The sequence below is a fragment of the Lutimaribacter marinistellae genome (genome assembly GCF_042648365.1).
In the GTDB taxonomy this organism is placed as follows: domain Bacteria; phylum Pseudomonadota; class Alphaproteobacteria; order Rhodobacterales; family Rhodobacteraceae; genus Lutimaribacter_A; species Lutimaribacter_A marinistellae.
The window spans coordinates 69,117-89,421 of the sequence record NZ_JBHRXI010000010.1; the positions used below are offsets into that span (position 1 = coordinate 69,117).

The following is a 20,305-nucleotide window of genomic DNA, read 5'->3' on the forward strand; positions in this document are numbered from 1 at the left end:
GGCATGAACTTCGTGAACGAGCGGTCGTCGCAGAATGCAGGAGTTCCACGTCTGGGTCTGACGCGAGCTATTCCCTGAATAGCTCCCACAATGCCCGCTTTAGCGGCGTGCTACCGATCTCGACAGGTGTGCCGTACTTCTTCGCCAAAAAGGGTGCGAGAACGCAATATTGCGCCTCGCTCTCACTGATGAATGAAGTGTCCGCCACCGTCCAGTAGAGCGTCTGTTCTGTGTCCGTTCGCAGGACATGCATGTTGCAGCCATTCGGATCCAGCTCTTTTTCCTGCATCGTCTTCAGCAAGCCCGGGGTCACGCCCCGGATCGTTGCAGGGTTGATCCTGCCGTCGATGATTGCGTTGTCGCCGATGGCATACAGGACAGAGTCGTTCACACTCGAGTAGTCCTTGGTGAACGAGGGATCGGCAAACTCGAGAAGGGTCGTCAGCGCAAAATGGAAAACAAACGCTGCCTCGTCCATAAGTTCGCCGCCCGTTGAAAACGGAGCGTCGTTAGGGAAGTCGGTTCGATAGACACCAACGTCTTGAGGCGCATCATAGCCAGGTTCAAAAAAGAGCCCCGCGACCATTTCTCTAAGACTTAGGTCTGCCAGATTGGCCTCATCCACCCCCCGGCGCAACATGAAGGGGAAGGTCATGCATTTTGTGATCAGTTCGTTGGTTGCATGCTGTGTGTCCAGAACCGTTATGACATATGGCTTTACGGGCCCTTCGCGAGTCGAGCGCAGGTTGCAGCGATCACGAAGAAGGGGCGTCATCTCGACCCTTTGACGAGTTGCCGTGCCGATGCGCGCCTCTGGAAGCGCCGCGATCCGGCTACCATCGATAACCTCGTCTCCGACCACGAAGTTCATGATTGTATCTGCTTCGAGACTGTTGTGCTTGTAGTTTGGATCGACTGAATACAGCAGCTCCAGGAGAGATCCGAGAAAGCCTGACGCAGGTTGAGATGCGACGTAGCCGATCGCCGAATAGGTTGTTCTCGGGTCTTCTCCCGTTGCTGGTGGACCCGAACCGGCTTCGCCTGACAATTCAGCCAGAGGGACAGCCCCCCGCTCCTTCGCAAGCACAAAGTCTCTGGATTGGTCTTCTCTCGTTTCAGACCACGATCCGTGACCAGCTATGTCTTTTGCGCCCCCATGGGAGCCGACCGCGGCGAGCGAGTGACCACACAGGACAAGTAGGCAGACCGTGAAAGAAAGACGTTTCAGCACTTTTTCACCTATGACTCGAAAAGGTCTGACGGTGTTCTGCGACAAGCGTCACTGCAAATTCAAAGACCGCCATTTCCCGAACTCCCAGCCTCAAGATCACCAACCGACACTCCCAAGCAAGGGAAAACAACTTTGCCGTTAATACAATAGCTTATCACTATCACACCCGAGTATATTTCACGACCGAGGCTGCCGAAAACCACGTCTGCGGCCGCTCTCCCTCGTCCCGGGATGGGGGGCCTTTACCGGTTCTTCGAGCAAGGGACATTTCTGCTGGGAGGCCTGCGAGGACCCGCGCGCGTTGCCCCGCCGAGTGAGCCGTTGCGCGCGACCGCGGCGTACCGTCCGGCAGGAAAGAATTGACCGTTTTGTACAAGCTTTGAGCGGCTCATTGACCGTTTTGTACAAGGGGGTACCACCCATGCGGCTTTCCGTTTCGCAGGCCCGCCAGATGCTGGGCCAACTCGTCACCCGCGCCCAGGACCCGCGCGAGGTGATCCTGCTCACCCGCCACGGCGCGCCCGTCGCCGCCCTCGTCTCGATGGCCGAGGCGCGGCGGATCTGGGACCTGTCGGACGATGGCGCGGTCGGGTGGAAACACCCCCTGAGCGGGCTGCGCGGATGGTGGCGCAAGCGCGCGCCGATACCGGGGATGGAGCCGGGGCCGGACGGGACATACGTGACCGCGCGCGAGGCGGCGATCCAGGTCCGCAAGATCCAGATGACCCGCGCCGAGGAACGCCGGATCCTGCAGGCGGGCGGGCAGGAGCCGGTCGAAGGCGGAGAGCCTGCGGCGGAGCGGCGGCGGTGGTGGCCGTGGTGAGGGGCGGGTTAAAAGCCCACCCTACGGTTTGGGCGCGGAAATGACGGTGCGGATGGGGATGGCGCGGATTTCGGGCGCGGGGCCGCTGATTTGTACGCGCTCATCGTCGCCGAAATGCTCACTTTCGCTGATACCGAGTATCGGATCGCCCCGCGCTGTCCTTTTGTGTTTTCGTTGAGTGCAGCGAACAGGCGGGTCCAGTTCCATCCTTGCAAGCAGGGGGTGAAAAATCTACCCGCTTTGCTCAATCGCCATGATCAACGCGATTAACCCGTGCTTGCCGTAGAGATAGGATGATCAACACTACAGCCACAGCTCCAAAGAGCAACGTCAGCCTATGGTCTCTTACTGAAAGGGTTTCCTTGCAAAAAATTTGCCAAACTCTGCAAGTCTCCGATGAGGCGAGTTGGCGTTTTAAGAAAGAAGGTAATGCGACCGCTAAAAAAATTGAAAAAGCACCGCTTAAGCCTAAGATTTCGGCTTTCAAACCGCCAGACGCAAACGCTCTACCCGCCAAAGAGTAGCCGGTCATAGCTAAACCGGCTAATGGCGCACAAAGCAACAACAAATCACGAGCTATGGATGGTTCGATCAGTTTTTGAATTTCCCGGCTTTCTTTGACCACCACGACCCCTATGCCCATGACAGCTGCCACAATCGCCAGAACAAAAATGCGATGTGCAAAAAGCTCTTCCCGACGACTTAATTTCATCACTTTTTCTTGCTATTTGAGAGCTGAAGGTATGATCGAAAAAACAGCAATAAAAACCAAAGCAATATGACCAAAAGTACGAATGGCCAAAGCCCCCAAACAGTTTCCCTAACCTCTTCAGCAAACACACCGAAGTCAAATTTAGATACGGCGAAGAAACCAAGCAAAGTGAGCCACGGCCACGGCTTGGTCACTGCTTGTACCAATGCTTGTCCAAGAAATCCGAACAGTATTGGAGCGGCCATAGGATCCCTGCGCATAACTACATGTTGTGCACCTTACATAACCGGCCACCCAAGGCCAATACGGTCCTTCCGAGTATCGGAACACCCATTGCCTGGCAGCCGTTTTTTCGACTACAGAGTGGCATATCGGCCATAGTGAAAAGCGCAACAGCGGTCCCAAAGCTGGACAGGGTCAGCTATCCATCTTGAGAGCTGAGATGAACGCCTCCTGCGGGATCTCGACTTTCCCGAACTGGCGCATCTTCTTCTTGCCGGCCTTCTGTTTCTCAAGCAACTTCCGTTTCCGCGTGGCGTCGCCGCCATAGCATTTGGCGGTCACGTCCTTGCGCAGCGCCGAGAGGGTTTCGCGGGCGATGACCTTGCCTCCGATCGCGGCCTGGATCGGGATCTTGAACATGTGGCGGGGGATGAGGTCCTTGAGTTTCTCGCACATGGCGCGGCCGCGCATCTCGGCCCGGTCGCGGTGGACCATCATCGACAGCGCGTCCACCGGCTCGTCATTCACCAGCACGGACATTTTCACCAGGTTGTCCTGCCGGTAGCCGATCATCTGGTAGTCGAAGCTGGCGTAACCTTTCGTTACCGATTTCAGGCGATCGTAGAAGTCGAACACCACTTCGTTGAGCGGCAAGTCGTAGACCACGAGCGGGCGGGAGCCGGCATAGGTCAGCTCCTGCTGGATGCCGCGGCGATCCTGGCAGAGTTTGAGCACGTCGCCGAGGTAGTCGTCGGGCACGAGGATGGTCGCCTTGATCCGCGGCTCCTCGACATGGTCGACCTTGGAGAGATCCGGCATGTCGGCGGGGTTGTGCAGTTCGATCATCTCGCCGTCCTTCATGAAGACGTGGTAGACGACGGAAGGGGCGGTGGTGATCAGCTCGATATCGTATTCGCGCTCGATCCGGTCGCGGATGACCTCGAGATGCAAGAGCCCGAGGAAGCCGCAGCGGAAGCCGAAGCCCAGCGCGGCGGAGCTTTCCATTTCGTAGGAGAAGGAGGCGTCGTTGAGGGCCAGTTTCTCGATCGCGTCGCGCAGATCCTCGAACTCGGCCGAGTCGACGGGGAAAAGGCCGCAGAAGACGACCGGGACCGAGGGTTTGAAGCCCGGCAGCGGCTTGTCGGTCTGCTTCTTGTCATGGGTGATCGTGTCGCCCACCTTGGTGTCTCGGACCTGCTTGATCGAGGCGGTGATGAAACCGATCTCGCCGGGGCCAAGCTCGTCAACGGTGGTCATGGCGGGGCGGAAGACACCGATGCGGTCGACGCCGTAGCGCGCGCCGGTCTGCATCATGCGGATCTGGTCGCCCTTCTTCAGCACGCCGTCCATGATGCGCACCAGAACGACGACGCCGAGATAGGGGTCGTACCAGGAGTCGACCAGCATCGCCTTGAGCGCCGCGTTGCGGTCGCCCTGCGGCGCGGGAAGCTGGTGCACGATCGCCTCGAGCGTTTCGGTGATGCCCTGCCCTGTCTTGGCGCTGACGCGGATCGCGCCGGACGCGTCGATGCCGATCACGTCCTCGATCTGCTCGGCGACGCGGTCGCAATCCGAGGCCGGCAGGTCGATCTTGTTGAGGACCGGTACGATCTCGTGATCGGCATCGATGGCCTGGTAGACATTGGCGAGCGTCTGCGCCTCGACCCCCTGGGTGCTGTCGACGACCAGCAGCGAGCCCTCGACCGCACGCATGGAGCGGGAGACCTCGTAGGCGAAGTCCACGTGACCGGGGGTGTCGATCAGGTTGAGCACGTAGCTTTCACCGTTGAGCGCGGTGTAGTCGATGCGCACGGTGTTGGCCTTGATGGTGATCCCGCGCTCGCGCTCGATATCCATCGCGTCGAGCATCTGCTCCTTCATGTCCCGCTCGGCGACCGTGTTGGTCATCTGGATGAGACGGTCGGCAAGCGTGGATTTCCCATGGTCAATATGGGCCACGATGGAGAAATTGCGGATGTGGGACAGGGCTGTGCTCATGGCTGGCGATATGCGCTGGTTTGGGGGTTTGGTCAAGGTGGGTTGAAGGGCCGCTGGGCTGCGATAGGGTGATGTTGTGTAAGGGTGAGGGTGTGGTGGAATTCGGGTCGGAGAAAGAGTTCAAGGAGTGGCTTGAGGGGCAGAGCCGGGAGGTCTGCGTGGCCATCGCCACGCGGGCGGCGCTGCGGGTGTGGCCATTGGTTTGTGCAGTTTGGCCAGATAGTTCACGAAATGGGTCAGCGACCAAGGCATCTCACGAACAACTAATCTTGCTTGGCTCGTGGAGCCAACTTTGCGCCACTACATTTGCGCAGCAAGCATCGCCCGAAGTTTTGGTCGCCGCAGAGCAAGCAGTTAATACCGCTAAGACATTTCATCCAGATGGTTATTGGTCGAACGACTTTCAGAAAGCTGCGAACGCATCCGGATTTTCGGTTGGAATAGTGACCGGCGAAGCTAAGGTTGACTGGGTATTCGACCTGCTGTTTCAGGCCGCATTGTTCACCAAGGAACCGCAGAAGGATACGAGCGTCTTCATTTCATCCACGTATCGAGACGCCGATTACGATGCGAGAACGCTAATCTCCCAACCGCTCTGGCACGATGCCAGCCCGCCAGAGGGCCTTCGTCCGGAGGATATCGGCCCGACGCTGCTCGAGACCGATCCGCGTTTCGATTTCTTCCGCCGGTGGTATGAGGGGATGGTGCGGGGCGCACCGCTGCCGCTGGAACTGTGCCGCCGTGTCGCCACACAGATCCCCCGCGAGACATGGGAGAGCGGCGCGGAGCAGGTGGCCGAGGCGATCGCGCGGATCGAGGCGGAGTGGCTGGCGGAGCAATCCGCCAATGCAAACCGCGCGCCGGAGTTCGAGCCGGAGAGCGTGGCGCATCTGTTCGCCCATCCGCGCAGCGTCTCGGCCTCGGTCGCCCTGGCCTCGGTCACCATCTATCAATCTCTGCAGGAGTTCAGTCAGGCGACCGCGCGGTGGCTCAATGAGCTTCCCGACTTCCTCAAACCGCTTGAAGCGGTGCCGGCCAGTCTGGACCGGATCGGAGAGATCCTGAATACGCAGGTGCAGACCAAGGCGTCGGAACAGGCTCTGCGCGAGGAGATCGGGCGATTGCAGGCCCGTGTTGCGCAGCTTGAGACGGAACTGGAAAACGCGCAGAAAGACGCCGGGGTTTCAAAGGCGCCTTGGTTCGGCAAGCTCACCGTACTCGGCGCGGGCATTGCCGCCCTCTGCGCGGGTGTCTGGACGGTTTCCGGCGACGATATCGGCCCGAAGAAGCGCTGCGAGACGCTGAACGAGTATTGGGAGTTCTTCGGGGGACCTGCGTTCAACTGCGTTAGATCGGGTACGCCACCAGAGATTTCTCCGCCGGATCTGCCGGAAACGCGGGAGGCGTGACTGTTCGGAACACCCGTCCTCAATTTCGCCATAATCGGGGTGTAGGATGCGGGCATCGCAGAGCCCGCAACGGGGCGCTCCTTCGCGGTGTCGGCAGAGTCCTGCCGGTGGCGGCGCGGGTGTCCGGGCGAGTTGATCGTACAGGTCGGCTGCGACATAGTACCGAGGCAGTGACGGCCGGGGCGTCAAAGACCCCGCCGGGTGAGAACGAGGCAAGACAATGACACGATTTCTGACGATGCCCCTGGCCGCGGGGTTTTGTGCGGCGATGCTGGCAACAGGTGTTCCTGCGCCTGCCGAGGCGGGCAAGATCGCCCGCGCCTGCATGAGTTCGGACCGGCCTGCGGCGACTCGGGCGCGGTGCAACTGCATCCAGAAAGTGGCGGATGACGCGCTGAACCGTTCGGAGCAGCGGCGGATCGCGAAGTGGTTCTCGGACCCCCACCAGGCGCAGGTGGTGCGCATGTCCAGCCGCGCCAGCGACGAGGCGCTGTGGGAGCGCTACAAGGCGTTCGGGCAGCTCGCCAAGGCCGTCTGCCAGTAGGCGTCTTTTCCAAGAGCCGAAGGCGCGCGCGTTCCGCGCGCGCTTGATTTGCGCGGCTGTCGCCGCGCGGATGCGAGGCGCTGCCTCGCGCTCCGGGATATTTACGGCAAGAGGAAGAGGGCAGGTCTGTCCGGGAAGGAGCCGACGGCAGTGCGGTATTCGACCCGGTCGCGAAGGTTCGCCTCGGCCTTTACTTCCGTGCCGGATGGCGACTTTTTCTTGATCAGAGGCTCAGCTTGTACCCGATATGGCTGGGCTCGAAGCCCAGGCGGTCGTAGAACCGGTGGGCATCCGGGCGGGCCTTGTCCGTCGTGAGCTGGACGAGGCTGCACCCCCGTGCCCGGCATTGATCGATCGCCCAGGCGAACATCGCCTCGCCGAGCTTGTCGCCGCGACGTTCGCTTGCGATCCGCACCGCCTCGATCTGACCGCGTTTTGCCCCGCCTCGAGACAGGCCGGGAATGAAGGTCAGTTGCAGTGTTCCGACGATGCTATGGCCTTCCTCGACCACGCAGAGAAACTGGTTCGGGTCGGCATCTATCTCGGCGAAGGCGCGGCGGTAGCTTTCCGCAACCTCCGGCGCCGCTTTTTCGCGCGAGGACCCAAGCATGTCGTCGGCCAACATCGCGACGATCGACCCTAGATCTGCAGATGTGGCGCGACGGTAGCGAAGCTCTGTCATGGTGCAATCAACCCTTCTTTGCGATCACGGCCCTGTTGCACGGAGAAGTTCGTGCAAGCAAGCAAAGCCCACCGGGGGTGATGGATTGGCGGTCAGCTGGCGCGATTGTGCCGGAGCGGTGTCGCGAACCGGTCGAGACGGATATCCGCCGTGCGGGCATGCCCCTCCATCCCCTCGGCGCGGGATATGGCGGCGGTGGCGCGGGCGAGATCTGGAAGCGCCTCGTCGGTGACACGCTGCCACGTCACGGTTTTCAGGAACTTGTGGACCGAGAGACCGCCAGTGTAGCGCGCGGCCCCGCTGGTGGGCAGCACGTGGTTCGGGCCGCTGGCCTTGTCTCCGAAGGCGACGGTCGTCTGCTCTCCGAGAAAGAGCGAGCCATAGGCGGTGAGACGTGATTTCCACCAGTCCAGATCGCCGGCCTGCACGTGAAGATGTTCGGGTGCGTAGCTGTTGGCGGCCTCGGCCATCTCTTCGCGGTCGGCGCAGAGCATGACCTCACCAAGCGCATCCCATGCGGCCTGCGCGCTTGAACGGTTGCGTTCGGGCAGCGTCGCCAAGCAGGACGGGATGGCAGCCAGAACGGCCTCGGCCAGTGAACGGCTGTCGGTGGCGAGCCAGACAGGAGAGTTCCAGCCGTGCTCGGCCTGGCCGACGAGATCCCATGCGACGGTGAGCGGGTCGGCCGTGGTATCTGCGAGGACCATCGAGTCGGTTGGACCTGCGAACATGTCGATGCCGACCGGACCAAAGAGTTGGCGCTTGGCCTCGGCCACGAACTGGTTGCCCGGACCGACGAGAATATCGGCAGGCGGGGCACCGAAGAGACCCAAGGCCATCGCCGCCACACCCTGCACCCCGCCCAGAGCCAGAACCCGGTCCGCGCCGGCGAGCGACATGGCGTAGAGGATCGCGGGATGGATGCCGCGGCCCGGCGCAGGCGGCGAGACGGCCGTGATATCCGGAACGCCTGCGGCACGCGCGGTGGCAATCGTCATCAGGGCCGAGGCGATATGCGCGTAGCGGCCGCCGGGAACATAGGCACCTGCGGCGGCGAGCGGGATCTGTTTCTGGCCCCCGATCAGGCCGGGGCGCAGCTCGGTCTCGAACTCGATTGCAGTGGCCCGCTGCGCCTCGGCGAAGCGGCGGATGTTGTCGTGGGCGTATTGGATATGGGCCTTCAGTTCTTCCGGGACCTGTCGCGCGGCGGCCTCGATCACCGCTTGCGGTACCTCGATCTCGCCCTCCCAACCGTCGAGGCGGGCGGCATAGTCGCGAGCGGCCTGTTCGCGCCCTTCGCGCAAGCGGGCGAGCATGATCTGCACGGTATCGGCCGTGTCGCCTTCGGGTTGAGGCGGCAGGCCGGGGGCGGTTTTCAGGTGGGTAATGGGCATGGAATGGACCTCGTGAACGCTTGACCGACGGACGATGGAGTTTCACAAAAGGCAAAACTGCCGAAAGGGATCGGTCGATGATGAAGGGGGTGACCCTGCGCGGTCTGGAAGTGTTCGAGGCGCTGGCGCGCTCGGGGTCCGTCGCGCAGGCGGCGGAGTTGACGGGGTTGAGCCAGCCGGCGGTGAGCCAGCAGCTGCGCAACCTCGAAACGGCCCTTGGAACGGACCTTGTTGACCACGGGCGCCGCCCCATGCGGCTGACCCAGGCGGGTCGCAGCTTCCTTGCACGAACCGAGGCGGCGCTGAGCGAGCTGAGGCTGGCGCAGAGCGAGTTGATGGTGATGGACCTGAGTCAGCTGAGCACTTTGAGCGTTGGTCTGATCGACGATTTCGACAACGACCTGACGCCGCGCCTCGCCACGCTGCTGGCCGATAGCATGACGCGGGCACGGTTCAAGCTGATCACTGCCTCGAGCCTCGAGATCAGCGAGGCGATGAGGGCGCAGCGGCTGCAGATCGCGGTATCGGCCAGCACGGGCGAAGTGATCGAGGGCGTTCTGGAGTATCCGCTGGTGCGGGATCCGTTCATCCTTGTTGCACCAAAGGGAGTTTTTGATGCTGGCGACCTGCGTGGCGGCTTGTCGAAGCTTCCCTTTCTGCGCTATGCGCGCGAGCAACTGATCAGCCGCCAGATCGAGGCCCATCTGGCGCGACAGAAGCTCGACTTCGAAGAGCGGTTCGAGATCGGCTCGCACCTTGCGTTGATGGCCATGGTGGCGCGGCGGCTGGGCTGGGCGATCACCACGCCGCTGGGCTACATGCGGGCGGGCCGCTTCCACGACGACATAGAGGTGTTTCCCCTGCCCTTTGCCGGGTTCACGCGCATCATCTCGCTGTTCTCGGGTGCGGACCTGGCCGACCGGGTGCCGCGCGAAGTGGCGGACATGATGCGGCGCCTGATGCAGACCCAGATGATCGACCCGGCCATAGCACAATTGCCATGGCTGAGCGGCGGGTTCCGGGTGCTGGAAGCCTGATCGGCGCGCGGAGCTCATCTGCGGTTCCGGGGTTGCGGTTACGTCGCCTTCCGTTGAGCCTTGGAGCCGGCACCCGCGCAAGGGGGTGGCGGGGAGTTTCAACAAGAGAGATTTACAGATTTCACGCTGCTTAAGTTGTGACCGGACTGAAGGAGACCAAGATGGACAAGATCGTCATTCTGACCGGTGCCGGAATCTCGGCTGAAAGTGGTCTGGGGACATTCCGCGACGAGGGGGGCCTGTGGTCGCAGCACCGGATCGAGGACGTCGCCACACCCGAGGGGTTCGCGCGAGATCCGGCGCTGGTTCAGGGGTTCTATAACGCACGGCGGGTGCAGGCGGCGCAGGCAAAGCCGAACGCAGCGCACGCGGCGCTTGCGCGGCTGCAAAGGGGCTGGCCCGGCGAGGTTGTGATCGTCACGCAGAACGTGGACGCGCTGCACGAGGCGGGCGGGGCAACGGATGTACTGCACATGCATGGCACGCTGGCCGGCGCGCTTTGCGGGGCCTGCGGACATCGCTGGCCGGCGCCCGACGAGATGAAGGTGGCGGAGCCGTGCCCTGCCTGCGCGCGGCCAACGGCGCGGCCCGACGTCGTCTGGTTCGGCGAGATGCCTTATTTCATGGACGAGATCTTTGCCCACCTGTCGCAGGCCGCGCTGTTCGCCGCGATCGGAACTTCGGGGCAGGTTTATCCGGCGGCCGGGTTCGTCGAAGAGGCGCTCATGGGCGGGGCACATTGCGTGGAACTGAGCCTGGAGCCCTCGGCGGTCGCCTCGCGTTTTCACGAGCAGCGCGAAGGCAGGGCGACCGAGACGGTCCCCGCCTGGGTCGACGAGGTGCTTGCTCGGGTGGAGTGAGCGTGGAGGCCGGGGCGCAGCCCGGTCTCGCGCCCGAACGAGGGCCGCAGCGCGGCGCGAGCGAGGGCGCCGCGCCTTGTGCCGTCAGTCCGACGTCATCTGACCATGCTGTTTATGGCCATGTTTCATGCCGTGGCCGCTGCCGTGGCCATCCATGCGTTTCAGGTCTACGGGGATTTCGACGGTAACTTCGCCGGCCTGCTCAAAAACCAGCGTCACCGGAACCTTGGCGTCCTGTTCGAAAGGCTTGGTGATCCCCATGAACATGACGTGATCGCCACCGCGAGCCAAGGCGTGTTCGCCGCCTGCCGGGATGGCAAACCCCTCTTCGACCTCGACCATGCGGGCGACGCCCTGGCCGTCGATTTCATGCGTGTGAAGCTCGACACGGGCCGACGCGTCCGAACGGACCGAGACCAAGCGGTCGTCGGTTTCGCCGGTGTTGCGGATCACCATGAAGGCCGCGCCCGCCATTGCGTTCATGCCCGACGCGCGAGCATAGGCGTCTTCGATCACGATGTCCGCGATGGCGGCGGTGGACATGGTCAGGGTAGCGGCTGCACCGAGCAGCAGGGATTTGATGGACATTCTTATGTCTCCTTTGAACTGTCTGAAAGGGAAAATGGGGTTCAGACAGGCACAGGCGGACCACGAGCGCGGTGACGGATGATCGGCGCCGGGTTTGCGCCGATATGGGCCGACTCCGCCAGGATCGGGGAAGCCTCCTCCGGCAGGGGCGGCTGGGCCCTTTCGGGCAGTAACGCGCCCAACAGGCTGAGCGCGAAATCGGGGCAGTAGTGCGGCGCTGGTGCCGGCTGCCCCTGATCATCGACATAGATAACGACCGGGCCGGTGCCGGTGCACAGCGTGATCTGTCCCGCGGCCGTCGACATCCCGCGCGACTGCGCCAGTCCCTGGCCCGTCAAGGCAAGGAGCAGCGCGAGGCAATATGCGGAGAGGATCGACAGGCACCGTTTCATGTTGACCGCCATATAGGACAAGCGCCGCGGCAGGTACAATGAGACATCGCGCCCTGCAACGGCGGTGGGTGCGAGACGCGATTCGCGGTAGGATGCATAGGGCGCGGGAACGCCTGTTGCGTCCCCAACGACCCGAAGGGAGGAGTAAGCCGATGTCCATGAAACAGAACGCACGAGACTTCTTCGAAGCCTGCGAGACGGGCGAAGGTTGGGCTGTGTGCAAGGAATGGTGTCATCCCGGCGCCACCTTCTCGGCCCAGGCCGATGCACTGGCCGACATGACCACGGTCGAGGGCTACACCGAGTGGATGAAGGCGCTGCTGGTGCCGTTGCCCGATGGCCATTACGAGTTGAAGAGCTTTGCCGTGGATGATGAGCGCAAAACCGTGACTGCGGCGGCGGTGTTTCACGGCACTCACACCGTTGATACCGGTGACGGTGCGCCGACAGGCAAGTCGGTGGCGGCCGATTATGCCTATGTCATGGAGTTCGAGGGCGAAAAGATCCGCCACATGACAAAGATCTGGAACGACTCTCACTCGTTGCGGCAACTGGGTTGGGGATGATCCCCGGAAACGCGAAAGCCCCGCGCGAATGCTGCGCGGGGCTTCGAACATCGTGCCGGAGCGACCGGCGTGATCGTCCGGATCAGGCCGAGGCGGCCTTGGCCTTGGCGATCTCTTTCTTGACCTTCAGCGCGTTGGCCGACAGCTCTTCGTCCTTCGCCTTGGCGAGGTAGAGGTCCAGGCCACCGCGGTGATCCACCGAGCGCAGCGCAGCGGCCGAGATGCGCAGCTTGATGCCGCGGCCCAGCGCTTCGGATTGCAGGGTGACGTCGTTCAGGTTCGGCAGGAAACGACGCTTGGTCTTGTTGTTGGCGTGGCTGACATTGTTGCCAGTCATCGGGCCTTTTCCGGTCAGTTCGCAGACGCGCGACATGGGTTTCTTCCTTCGTCTCTGGTGGACCCGGCACGGGGCTGGGGTCAAATACAAGGGGCGCAACCCGAGGGCGCGCCCGAAAACTGGTTCGCTGGCTTTAGTGGGAATCGCCGCCGGGGTCAAGTCGGGCGCGGCGGATTATTCGACCCGGCCCGCGTCAGGCCATGTCGAGGCTTGCCAGCATGTCCTGCGCGGCGGCAGTGGGGGTGGCCTGCCCCTGCGCAACCGCATCGGCGAGGCGCTTCATCTCGGTCCGTGCCGCCGGTGTTTCAAGACGCGCGAGCAATGCCTGCCGGACCTCTTCGGCAAACCAGAACCGGGCCTGTTCGGCGCGGTTGCGCTCCCAGTGGCCGCTTTGTTTGCGCCAGTCGGTCAGCGACTGCATTTCGTCCCACGCCGCGTCGAGCCCGTTTTCCTGCAGCGCCGAAACGGTGAGCGCCTTGGGGAATCCTTCGGGATCCTGTGGGCGTTTACGCAGCAGCCGCAACGCGCCCGAATAATCGGCACAGGTACGCGTGGCCGTTGCCTTGAGGTCGCCATCGGCCTTGTTGACGAGGATGATGTCGGCGATTTCCATGATCCCGCGTTTCACGCCCTGCAATTCGTCGCCGCCCGCGGGCGCGAGCAGCAGGAGAAAAAGGTCGGAGATTTCAGAGACCACGGTTTCGGACTGACCGACACCCACCGTCTCGATCAGGACGACGTCGAACCCTGCCGCCTCGCACAGGGCCACGGCCTCGCGCGTGCGCCGGGCAACCCCGCCAAGATGTGTCTGGCTGGGCGACGGCCGGATGAACGCACCCGGTTCACGTGACAGCCGTTCCATCCGGGTCTTGTCGCCGAGAATCGAGCCGCCGGAACGTGCCGAACTGGGATCGACGGCCAGAACCGCGACCCGCAAACCGCGCGCCAGCAACATCATGCCGAATGCCTCGATAAAGGTGGACTTGCCCACACCGGGCGTTCCCGACAGGCCGATACGCAATGCCTGCCGGCCCTCGGGGCGCAATTCCTCAAGCAGCGCGGCGGCCTGTTCGCGATGATCGGCGCGGCTGCTTTCGACCAGCGTGATGCCGCGGGCAAGAGATCGCCGGTCACCCGTGAGGATCTTGTCACGCAACTCGTCTATGTCCATCCTTGTCCCCCGTGGCCGCTTCCGGTCGTGCCGGCCCTGTTTGCCGTCCGGGGCGTGTCTTTGTCCAGCCGGTGCCGAAAGGAATCCTGTCCATGCGCCTTCTTGCCCTCGTCCTCAGCCTGTCCCTGCTGCCTGCCGCGCTTGCCGCGCAGGACACGACGGGCACCTATACCGTCCGCGCCCTTGGCGTCACGGTCGGGCAATTGCAGGTGTCGGGCCGCGTGACCGACAACGCCTTTGCCGTGCGCGCGCAATTCACGACCTCGGGCCTTGTCGGCGCGGTAAAGGGCGTCCGCTTCGTCATGGAATCGCAGGGCGCGCGGCGCGGCGACAGGTTCATCCCCTCGCGCTACAGCGAGGATATGGATACCGGGCGGCGCGAATCGCGGGTGCAACTTGTGTGGAAGGGCGGCGTGGCCCGCGCCACGGGCAGCGAGGTGGGCGACCGCGGCCCCTATGCCGTGACGGATGCGCAGCAGAAGGGCGCGGTCGATCCGTTGACGGCCATGTTCATCGTGTTGCGCGACCAGCCCCGCGACGACTTGTGCCGGATGAGCCAGCGCATCTATGACGGCGAGCGGCTGACCGAGATCGCGCTGACCGGGCGCAGTGAGGATGGAGATACGGTGACCTGCACCGGGCTTTATCGCCGGGTGGCTGGCTATTCGCCCGAGAAACTGGCCGAGAAAAGCCGTTTTCCGCTGACGGTCACCTATACGCCGGCGGGCGAGCTGATGCAGATGCAATCGGTGCGCGCCGATACGACCTATGGGCCGGCGACGATCACCCGCCGTTGAACCGGCATGGCTTTCCGGGTGCAACCGCCGGACGGCCCCGAACGGGGTCGGCCGGCCCGGCCCAACGGATCGGGGACGCATCCGTGATGCGTTCCGATCGGGCGGGAGCCCTTGCGGGCGGGACCCGGTTGCGCCGATAAGGCGGCCATGACCGACAGGCTTCCCATCGACGACGCCTTGCCCGAACTGATCACCGCGTTGCGCGCGGGCGGACGGGCCGTGTTGCAGGCGCCACCCGGCGCGGGCAAGACAACGCGTGTGCCACTGGCAATGCTTGACGCTGGGCTGACCCCGGGCCGGATCGTGATGCTGGAACCGCGCCGCCTTGCTGCGAGGGCGGCGGCCGAGCGTATGGCCGAGACGCTGGGCCAGCGCGCCGGAGAAACGGTCGGCTATCGTATCCGGGGTGAATCAAAGGTGTCCAGGGCGACCCGGATAGAGGTGGTGACCGAGGGGATTCTGACCCGGATGCTGCAATCCGACCCGGACCTGCCCGGTGTGGGCGCGGTGATCTTCGACGAGTTCCACGAACGCTCGCTCAATGCCGACCTGGGGCTGGCGCTGTGCCTCGAAGTGGCGGGCGCTTTGCGAGAGGACCTGATGCTGCTGGCAATGTCGGCGACGCTGGATGCGGGGCCGGTGGCCGCGCTGATGGACGCGCCGCTGGTCAGTTCCGAGGGCCGCGCCTACCCGGTTGAGACACGGTGGCTGGATCGGCCTCTCGGCCCGCGGGCCCGACGGGTGGAGGCGCTGGCGGATCTGGTCGCCCGGGCCGAGGTCGAGACACGCGACATGGGCGGCGCAGTGCTGGTCTTTCTGCCCGGCGAGGGCGAGATCCGCCGCACCGAGCGGTTGCTTACCGGTCAGTTGCCGGGCCATTGCGAGATCCGCCCGCTCTTTGGCGCGATGCCCTTTGCCGCGCAGCGGGCGGCCCTTGCCCCCCTCTCCGACGGACGCAAGGTTGTTCTGGCAACCTCGATCGCCGAGACATCGCTTACCATTCCCGATGTGCGGGTGGTGGTGGACATGGGGCAGGCCCGGCGCGCGCGGTTCGATCCCGGCTCGGGCATGTCACGGCTGGTGACCGAACGTGTCAGCCGGGCGGAGGCGACGCAGCGCGCCGGGCGCGCGGGACGGGTGGCGAAGGGTGTGTGCTATCGCCTGTGGACCCGCGGCGAAGAGGGCGCCCTGCCCGGTTTCCCCCCGGCCGAGATCGAGGCGGCCGACCTGACGGCGCTGGCGCTTGAGCTGGCGCTTTGGGGGGCATCCGAGAGCGATCTGGCCTTTCTGACCCCGCCACCCGAGGGCGCGCTGGCCGAAGCGCGTGCCCTGCTCACCATGCTGGGAGCATTGGACGGCAAGGGCCTGATCACGGCGCATGGGCGCGCTTTGGCTGCGTTACCGCTGCATCCGAGGTTGGGTCACATGCTGGTGACGGCGGGCGCACAGGCCGCGCCGCTGGCGGCACTGATCGAGGAGCGTGACCCGCTGCGCGGCGCGCCCGTGGAGCTGGCCTTGCGGCTGGAGGCGGTGCGCGATCCGAAAGGGTTCGCGGCACGGCGTCCCTACGAGGTGAATCGCGGCGTCGTGGAGCGCATCCGGTCCGAAGCGAACCGGTTGCGGCGCAGCGCGCAGGATGGCGAGGACATGAGCCCGGCGGCAATGGCCGCGCTGGCCTATCCGGATCGCGTGGGACAACGCCGCAAGGGCGATGCGCCACGGTTCGTCCTGTCGGGCGGCAAGGGTGCCGTTCTGGATGACGGCGACCCGCTGGCCGGTGCCCCTTATATCGTCGCGGTCGACACCGACGGCAATCCGCGCGAGGCACGAGTGCGCCTGGCCGCGCAGATCTCGGAGGCAGATCTGCGCGCGCTCTTCGCCGACCAGATCGTCTGGGTCGATCTGTGTGAATGGTCAAGGCGGGACCGGCGTGTCGTGGCCCGCCGGCAAGAGCGGTTCGGCGCGATCACGCTGGATGACCGGATCTGGCGCGATGTTCCCGACACGGCAGTCGCCGAAGCGATGCTGGACGGTGTGCGCGAGCTGGGCCTGCGGCTGAGCGGTGCTGCCGCGCGCCTGGTTGCACGGGTGGAACTGGTACGGGCCGAGGGAGGCGACTGGCCGGATTTCTCGGAAAGCGGTCTGACGAACCAGTTGGAGGAATGGCTGTTGCCGTTCCTGACAGGTGTCCGCAGCGCCGAGGATTGGAAGCGGTTCGATCTTCTGCCTGCCCTGCAGGCCTATCTGGGCTGGGACCGGATGCAGGAGCTTGACCGCGCGGCGCCGGGTTCTTTTATCACGCCGCTGGGGCGCAAGATCCCGATCGACTATGGCAGCGACATCCCCGAGATCTCGGTCCGCCTGCAAGAGATGTTCGGGGTGACACGCCATCCGACGGTGGGGGGCGTGGCGCTGAAAGTGACGCTTTTGTCCCCTGCGCAACGGCCGATCCAGATCACCCGCGACCTGCCGGGGTTCTGGGCGGGGTCTTATGCCGACGTGCGCAAGGACATGCGCGCGCAGTACCCCAAGCACCCCTGGCCCGAGGACCCGACGCAGGCCGATCCGACCTTGCGGGCCAAGCGCCGCGGCTGACCATTCACCTGGCTGCGACACTTGGCGCAAAGCGGCGATGGCCTGACCCGCGAATGGCACCTATATGCCAGGGGGGAGCTGGCAAAAGGCAGGACCAATGAGTCGACCGGAAACGGCAGAGAAGCAAATCATCCGGTTCCGTCCCGGCCTGCGGAGCGGTGTGTTCCTGTTTGCTTTGACGGCCCTGACCGCATGCAGCCCACGCGCCGATCTGATTCCCGACGCAGCGGCGCGCGATGCGGGCAACCCCATTCCGATCTATGTCGGCACGACACGCGCGCGCGACGAAGGCACGGTGTTTTCCAAAGCCCAGCCCGACGGGCTGAATTATGCTGTCGTCAATGTCAGCGTCCCGCCCGACCGTGCGCCCGGCGTGGTCAAAGTGCCTTCGGGCAAGCCGGATGCAAGCACCGATTTCCTGACGCGAGATGTCATGCATTATCCCGACCGGGGCGCTTTTCGCGCAGCAGCACGGCGGGCGCTCGCGGCGCGGACGAACCCGCGTGACGAGATCGTGGTCACCGTGCATGGGTTCAACAATACCGCTGCCGACGGCGTGTTCCGCGCCGCCCAGATGGCCGAGGATTTCGGGATAACCGGCCCGGTCTTTCACTATGCCTGGCCGTCGCGCGGCGAACCCCTTGGCTATGCCGCAGACAGGGACGCGGCGCTGATCGCGCGCGACGGGCTCGAGGAGATGCTGCACGACCTGCGCGACGCCGGCGCACGCGATATCGTTCTGGTGGCACATTCGATGGGCACGCAGCTGACCATGGAGGTGCTGCGGCAGATGGCCCTGCGCGGGGATCGCGCGACCCTGTCGCGTCTTGGCGGCGTGGTTCTGATGTCGCCGGATATCGACCCGGTCCTGTTCCGCAGGCAGGTAGAAGAGATCGGCGATCTGCCGCAGCCTTTCGTCATCTTCTCGTCCAGCCGGGACCCTGCACTGCGCCTGTCGGCGCGTCTGACAGGACATGACGACCGGTTGGGCAACATTACCTCGGTCGATGCCGTGGCGGGGCTGGATGTGACGGTGATCGACCTGTCAGGTACGAAAGATGCGGCGTCGCGCCATCTCGCGGCGGCAACCTCACCCACGTTGATCGGGTTTCTGAACGGGTCCGGCTCGCTCTTGCGATCGTTGAAGACCGATGCGACCGGGAAGACCGGGGTTCTGCCCGGAACGGTCCTGCTGGCACAGGAAGCGACAGCCGTCATTCTGGCCCCCGTCGTGGCGATCGAGCAGGAACTGGAGTGATCGGAAGAGCTGCTGGCGTGCAACGCCTGCAGCACTTCGGCCAGACATGTCGGTCAGGAGGCACGGATCATCCGGGCGGCCTTTTCCGCGATCATGATGGTGGGCGAGGCCGTGTTGCCTGACACGATCTTGGGCATGATCGACGCATCGGCGATCCGCAGCCCTTCCAGCCCGTGCACCCGCAACTGCGGATCTGTCACGGCCATCGGATCGGTGCCCATCTTGCAGGTTCCAACGGGGTGAAAAATCGTCGTGGCGATGTCACCCGCCGCGCTCAACAGGTCGTCTTCGGTTTCCACCTGCGGCCCCGGCAGCCGTTCGCGCGGGGCAAAGGGTGCAAGCGCGCTTGCCGTCATCAATTTGCGCGCCTGCTTGATCGACGCAACCGCCACCTGTTTGTCACGGTTGGCGGAAAGATAGTTCAGCTGGATATCCGGCTGGGGGTCCGGATCGGCCGAGCTGATGTGGCAGTGGCCCACGCTTTCCGGCCGCAGGTTGCAGACCGAAACGGTGATGGCGGGAAAGTCGTGCAGCGGCTCGCCCAGCTTGTCGCAGGACAGCGGCTGTACGTGGTACTCCAGATCCGGGGTTTCCAGTGCAGGGTCGGATTTCGTGAATATCCCGAATTGGCTGGGCGCCATCGCCAGCGGGCCGGATTGCGTCGTGGCGTAGCGCAGCGCCATCGAGATCCGCCCGGTCAGCGAGTTGGACATCTCGTTCAGGGTCCGGGTGTTCGACACCTCGAACACGGTGCGGATCTGCAGGTGATCCTGCAGGTTCTCGCCCACGCCGGGCAGCTCGTGCACCGGATTGATACCGAGGGCGGAGAGCCGGTCGGGCTGCCCGATGCCCGACAGCTCCAGCAGCTTGGGCGAGTTGATGCTGCCCGCCGCGAGGATGACCTCACGCGATGCGTATACTTTCATGGGCTGGCCGTTATGGCGAAAGGCCACGCCCGTGACGCGCTTTCCATCAAGGATGAGCCGGTCTGTCATGGCACCGGTCAGCACCCGCAGGTTGGGCCGCTTCATGGCCGGGCGGAGGAAAGCCTTGGTGGTATTCCAGCGCAGCCCGCCCTTCTGGTTGACCTCGAAGAAGCCCGAGCCCTCGTTGGTTCCAGCGTTGAAATCCCCGGTTGGCGGCCAGCCCATCTCGGCAGCGGCCTGTTGCACGGCATCAAGGATATCCCATTTCAGGCGCTGTGTGGTGACCTTCCATTCGCCCCCGGCCCCGTGCAGATCGGTTTCGCCCGCGTGGTGATCCTCTGACTGCATGAAGATCGGCAGGACATCATCCCAGCCCCAGCCAGGATTGCCCATCTGGCGCCAACCGTCGTAATCCGCCGCCTGCCCGCGCATGTAGATCATGCCGTTGATCGATGTGCAGCCGCCCAGTACCTTGCCACGCGGATAGACCAGAGCACGCCCGTTCAAGCCCGGCTCTTCGGCGGTTTTCATCATCCAGTCGGTGCGTGGGTTGCCGATGCAGAACAGATAGCCGACGGGAATATGCACCCAGTGATAGCGATCGTTTCCGCCTGCTTCGAGCAGCAACACGCGCGCGGTGGGGTCTGCGCTCAGCCTGTTGGCCAGCACGCAGCCCGCCGTACCGCCGCCGATGATGATGTAGTCATATGTACCGTCGAGCTCATTCATCACGCGCCTCCCTTGCGGGGGGCAAGGTTGTTCA

The 20,305-nt window shown here is 63.9% G+C and carries 19 protein-coding genes; 9 read left to right on the forward strand and 10 right to left on the reverse strand.

All coding sequences use genetic code 11. The features are described from left to right. Nucleotides 1-67: 67 nt before the first annotated feature. Nucleotides 68-1,276: a hypothetical protein gene (locus ACFORG_RS09135; RefSeq protein WP_386735110.1), complete on the reverse strand. Its 1,209-nt coding sequence runs from the start codon at nt 1,274-1,276 to the stop codon at nt 68-70. A gap of 376 nt (nt 1,277-1,652) precedes the next feature. On the opposite strand from ACFORG_RS09135, the gene ACFORG_RS09140 reads away from it, so the two are divergent. Continuing rightward, nucleotides 1,653-2,054 (forward strand): type II toxin-antitoxin system Phd/YefM family antitoxin, encoded by a 402-nt coding sequence (locus ACFORG_RS09140; RefSeq protein WP_386735111.1) that lies wholly within the window; start codon nt 1,653-1,655, stop codon nt 2,052-2,054. Nucleotides 2,055-2,298: 244 nt separating this feature from the next. Here the strand turns inward: ACFORG_RS09140 and ACFORG_RS09145 are convergent, their stop codons facing one another. Both ACFORG_RS09145 and lepA read right to left on the reverse strand, forming a co-directional pair. Then, nucleotides 2,299-2,766 carry a hypothetical protein gene (locus tag ACFORG_RS09145; protein WP_386735112.1) on the reverse strand — a complete coding sequence of 156 codons (468 nt, stop codon included), beginning with the start codon at nt 2,764-2,766 and terminating at the stop codon, nt 2,299-2,301. A 417-nt stretch (nt 2,767-3,183) separates the two neighbouring features. Beyond that, on the reverse strand, nt 3,184-4,986 hold the full coding sequence (gene lepA / locus ACFORG_RS09150; protein ID WP_386735113.1) for a translation elongation factor 4: 1,803 nt from the start codon (nt 4,984-4,986) through the stop codon (nt 3,184-3,186). A 158-nt stretch (nt 4,987-5,144) separates the two neighbouring features. On the opposite strand from lepA, the gene ACFORG_RS09155 reads away from it, so the two are divergent. After that, entirely contained in the window at nt 5,145-6,395 is a 1,251-nt protein-coding gene (locus ACFORG_RS09155) for a hypothetical protein (RefSeq protein WP_386735114.1), read from the forward strand. Between the two features lie 220 nt (nt 6,396-6,615). Next, on the forward strand, nt 6,616-6,939 hold the full coding sequence (locus ACFORG_RS09160; RefSeq protein WP_386735115.1) for a hypothetical protein: 324 nt from the start codon (nt 6,616-6,618) through the stop codon (nt 6,937-6,939). 223 nt (nt 6,940-7,162) lie between these two features. On the opposite strand, the gene ACFORG_RS09165 is transcribed toward ACFORG_RS09160, so the two are convergent. Beyond that, nucleotides 7,163-7,621: a GNAT family N-acetyltransferase gene (locus ACFORG_RS09165; protein WP_386735116.1), complete on the reverse strand. Its 459-nt coding sequence runs from the start codon at nt 7,619-7,621 to the stop codon at nt 7,163-7,165. Nucleotides 7,622-7,713: 92 nt separating this feature from the next. Then, on the reverse strand, nt 7,714-9,015 hold the full coding sequence (gene hisD, locus ACFORG_RS09170) for a histidinol dehydrogenase (protein WP_386735117.1): 1,302 nt from the start codon (nt 9,013-9,015) through the stop codon (nt 7,714-7,716). Nucleotides 9,016-9,095: 80 nt separating this feature from the next. Between hisD and ACFORG_RS09175 the strand changes: the two genes are divergently transcribed. After that, a complete protein-coding gene (locus ACFORG_RS09175; protein WP_386735118.1) occupies nt 9,096-10,052 on the forward strand; it encodes a LysR family transcriptional regulator in 957 nt (318 codons plus the stop codon). A 161-nt stretch (nt 10,053-10,213) separates the two neighbouring features. Then, entirely contained in the window at nt 10,214-10,912 is a 699-nt protein-coding gene (locus ACFORG_RS09180) for an NAD-dependent deacylase (protein WP_386735119.1), read from the forward strand. 84 nt (nt 10,913-10,996) lie between these two features. On the opposite strand, the gene ACFORG_RS09185 is transcribed toward ACFORG_RS09180, so the two are convergent. Both ACFORG_RS09185 and ACFORG_RS09190 read right to left on the reverse strand, forming a co-directional pair. After that, complete coding sequence (locus ACFORG_RS09185) at nt 10,997-11,500, reverse strand: copper chaperone PCu(A)C (RefSeq protein WP_386735120.1); 504 nt, start codon at nt 11,498-11,500, stop codon at nt 10,997-10,999. Nucleotides 11,501-11,541: 41 nt separating this feature from the next. Then, the gene (locus ACFORG_RS09190) at nt 11,542-11,892 is read right to left on the reverse strand and encodes a hypothetical protein (RefSeq protein ID WP_386735122.1); all 351 of its coding nucleotides are present in this window, start codon (nt 11,890-11,892) and stop codon (nt 11,542-11,544) included. A 152-nt stretch (nt 11,893-12,044) separates the two neighbouring features. Here ACFORG_RS09190 and ACFORG_RS09195 point away from each other — a divergent pair, with 152 nt between their 5' ends. Beyond that, nucleotides 12,045-12,458, forward strand: a complete 414-nt coding sequence (locus ACFORG_RS09195; protein WP_386735123.1) for an ester cyclase — start codon at nt 12,045-12,047, stop codon at nt 12,456-12,458. An 82-nt stretch (nt 12,459-12,540) separates the two neighbouring features. Here the strand turns inward: ACFORG_RS09195 and rpmB are convergent, their stop codons facing one another. Both rpmB and meaB read right to left on the reverse strand, forming a co-directional pair. Further along, nucleotides 12,541-12,831 carry a 50S ribosomal protein L28 gene (rpmB, locus tag ACFORG_RS09200; protein ID WP_386735124.1) on the reverse strand — a complete coding sequence of 97 codons (291 nt, stop codon included), beginning with the start codon at nt 12,829-12,831 and terminating at the stop codon, nt 12,541-12,543. Nucleotides 12,832-12,988: 157 nt separating this feature from the next. After that, nucleotides 12,989-13,966, reverse strand: a complete 978-nt coding sequence (gene meaB, locus ACFORG_RS09205) for a methylmalonyl Co-A mutase-associated GTPase MeaB (protein ID WP_386735125.1) — start codon at nt 13,964-13,966, stop codon at nt 12,989-12,991. Nucleotides 13,967-14,058: 92 nt separating this feature from the next. Between meaB and ACFORG_RS09210 the strand changes: the two genes are divergently transcribed. From ACFORG_RS09210 to ACFORG_RS09220, 3 genes are all read left to right on the forward strand, one after another. Beyond that, the gene (locus ACFORG_RS09210) at nt 14,059-14,763 is read left to right on the forward strand and encodes a DUF3108 domain-containing protein (protein ID WP_386735127.1); all 705 of its coding nucleotides are present in this window, start codon (nt 14,059-14,061) and stop codon (nt 14,761-14,763) included. A 147-nt stretch (nt 14,764-14,910) separates the two neighbouring features. Further along, nucleotides 14,911-17,358: an ATP-dependent helicase HrpB gene (gene hrpB / locus ACFORG_RS09215; RefSeq protein WP_386735128.1), complete on the forward strand. Its 2,448-nt coding sequence runs from the start codon at nt 14,911-14,913 to the stop codon at nt 17,356-17,358. 97 nt (nt 17,359-17,455) lie between these two features. Then, nucleotides 17,456-18,616 (forward strand): alpha/beta hydrolase, encoded by a 1,161-nt coding sequence (locus ACFORG_RS09220; protein ID WP_386735129.1) that lies wholly within the window; start codon nt 17,456-17,458, stop codon nt 18,614-18,616. A 53-nt stretch (nt 18,617-18,669) separates the two neighbouring features. On the opposite strand, the gene ACFORG_RS09225 is transcribed toward ACFORG_RS09220, so the two are convergent. Continuing rightward, complete coding sequence (locus ACFORG_RS09225; protein WP_386735130.1) at nt 18,670-20,271, reverse strand: GMC family oxidoreductase; 1,602 nt, start codon at nt 20,269-20,271, stop codon at nt 18,670-18,672. Between the last annotated feature and the right edge of the window lie 34 nt (nt 20,272-20,305).

What these genes read in the sequence shown, in the direction of transcription:
- ACFORG_RS09185 (WP_386735120.1), bottom strand. Translation starts at nt 11,500, where the DNA reads ATGTCCATCAAATCCCTGCTGCTCGGTGCAGCCGCTACCCTGACCATG.
- hrpB (WP_386735128.1), top strand. Translation starts at nt 14,911, where the DNA reads ATGACCGACAGGCTTCCCATCGACGACGCCTTGCCCGAACTGATCACC.
- ACFORG_RS09180 (WP_386735119.1), top strand. Translation starts at nt 10,214, where the DNA reads ATGGACAAGATCGTCATTCTGACCGGTGCCGGAATCTCGGCTGAAAGT.
- ACFORG_RS09160 (WP_386735115.1), top strand. Translation starts at nt 6,616, where the DNA reads ATGACACGATTTCTGACGATGCCCCTGGCCGCGGGGTTTTGTGCGGCG.
- ACFORG_RS09210 (WP_386735127.1), top strand. Translation starts at nt 14,059, where the DNA reads ATGCGCCTTCTTGCCCTCGTCCTCAGCCTGTCCCTGCTGCCTGCCGCG.
- meaB (WP_386735125.1), bottom strand. Translation starts at nt 13,966, where the DNA reads ATGGACATAGACGAGTTGCGTGACAAGATCCTCACGGGTGACCGGCGA.
- ACFORG_RS09190 (WP_386735122.1), bottom strand. Translation starts at nt 11,892, where the DNA reads ATGAAACGGTGCCTGTCGATCCTCTCCGCATATTGCCTCGCGCTGCTC.
- ACFORG_RS09220 (WP_386735129.1), top strand. Translation starts at nt 17,456, where the DNA reads ATGAGTCGACCGGAAACGGCAGAGAAGCAAATCATCCGGTTCCGTCCC.
- rpmB (WP_386735124.1), bottom strand. Translation starts at nt 12,831, where the DNA reads ATGTCGCGCGTCTGCGAACTGACCGGAAAAGGCCCGATGACTGGCAAC.
- ACFORG_RS09145 (WP_386735112.1), bottom strand. Translation starts at nt 2,766, where the DNA reads ATGAAATTAAGTCGTCGGGAAGAGCTTTTTGCACATCGCATTTTTGTT.
- ACFORG_RS09140 (WP_386735111.1), top strand. Translation starts at nt 1,653, where the DNA reads ATGCGGCTTTCCGTTTCGCAGGCCCGCCAGATGCTGGGCCAACTCGTC.
- ACFORG_RS09195 (WP_386735123.1), top strand. Translation starts at nt 12,045, where the DNA reads ATGTCCATGAAACAGAACGCACGAGACTTCTTCGAAGCCTGCGAGACG.
- ACFORG_RS09175 (WP_386735118.1), top strand. Translation starts at nt 9,096, where the DNA reads ATGAAGGGGGTGACCCTGCGCGGTCTGGAAGTGTTCGAGGCGCTGGCG.
- ACFORG_RS09225 (WP_386735130.1), bottom strand. Translation starts at nt 20,271, where the DNA reads ATGAATGAGCTCGACGGTACATATGACTACATCATCATCGGCGGCGGT.
- ACFORG_RS09165 (WP_386735116.1), bottom strand. Translation starts at nt 7,621, where the DNA reads ATGACAGAGCTTCGCTACCGTCGCGCCACATCTGCAGATCTAGGGTCG.
- lepA (WP_386735113.1), bottom strand. Translation starts at nt 4,986, where the DNA reads ATGAGCACAGCCCTGTCCCACATCCGCAATTTCTCCATCGTGGCCCAT.
- hisD (WP_386735117.1), bottom strand. Translation starts at nt 9,015, where the DNA reads ATGCCCATTACCCACCTGAAAACCGCCCCCGGCCTGCCGCCTCAACCC.